General features: G+C 67.3%; 1 protein-coding gene. It reads right to left on the bottom strand.

Features of this window, described 5'->3' with window-relative positions; all coding sequences use genetic code 11:
* Window positions 1–250 precede the first annotated feature (250 nt).
* On the bottom strand, window positions 251–802 hold the full coding sequence (locus ACY45C_RS12910; protein WP_462187866.1) for a trypsin-like serine peptidase: 552 nt from the start codon (window positions 800–802) through the stop codon (window positions 251–253).
* Window positions 803–1,140 lie beyond the last annotated feature (338 nt).

Here is a 1,140-nt window from a genome sequence, read left to right as displayed (position 1 = left end):
GCCGGTCGGGCGGGGCGGCGAACGCACCCGCCACATCCAGCACCCTGCCCGGTGCCGGCCCGGTCGGTTCCGCCGGCCCGGCGTTGATCGGACCGGCGCACCCGACGAGCACGCAGAGCAGGAGGGGGAGAAGGGGGAGGGAGACAGGGGGGAGGCGTGTCACGGCGCCCTCCTCCGGCGCGATGAAAATCACGGTAAATTCGAAAAAAAGGGGACGCGCATTTCCCGCGTCCCCCCGGCTGTGGCCAGCCTACAGATTCGCGGTCGCGTAGTACAGGTCGCGCACCTCGTTGCCGAAGTACGGGCCGTTCCACTTGTACCGGACGCCGTTGGCGTCCCAGAACACCCAGCTGTTGACGGAGTCGAGGTATCCGAACGTTCCGTCGAAGTCGTCCAGCCAGGGTCCGCCGCTGGCACCCTCGGTCATGTTGCAGTTGATACCGACGAAGCCGCCGTCGTTGTACGTCGTCCCACTACAGTATTGCAGGGAGAGCCCGTTGAACGGCGCCCGAGCCGGGTAGCCGAACTGGTAGACATACTGCACCAGCGGGAAGTTCCATTCGATTCCCTGACCACCGACGACGTTGACGATGTGCTGTCCTGAAGCGTTGGTGTTCAGCACTGCGACGCCGAAGTCGTAGGAACGGTTGGCGTTCTGCACCCAGCTGCTCCAGCTCCAGAGCTGGCGCGCGGACCACACGCCGTAGGGCGCGTTCCCGTTGTTGTAGCGCGGGACGAAGACCCAGTTGGTGAACCAGGCCCCGCCGCCGCCCGAGTTTACGCAGTGGCCGGCGGTGAACACCAGGTTCTTGCCGCCGCTGTTGACGGTGCCGCCCGAGCAGGAGTAGCTGACGCCGCTGCTGTCGGTGAAGAGGACGTGGTGGCCGGCGGGCTGGTCGTCGAGCCGTACCAGGGTGCCGCGGTCGGCCCGAAGCCCGGCCCGCCGCCAGCTGTTCCCGGTGCTGTTCCCGGTACGGGCTCAGTGACATGCGGGTTCACCCGCTCGGCCGGGCCGCCGCGCACCGCCGGCCCCTGTTCCTGGACTTTGCCGCTATTCGCCTTGCTCGGGTCCACCGGCTTGGCCTCGCGCATACGATCTGACGTCCAGAATGTGGACGCCTCCCGTGCCCTACCGTTGGC

Source organism: Frankia sp. CcWB2 (assembly GCF_977927585.1).
The sequence above is the reverse complement of the archived record's forward strand: the minus strand, read 5'-3'. Positions and strand labels throughout refer to the sequence as shown.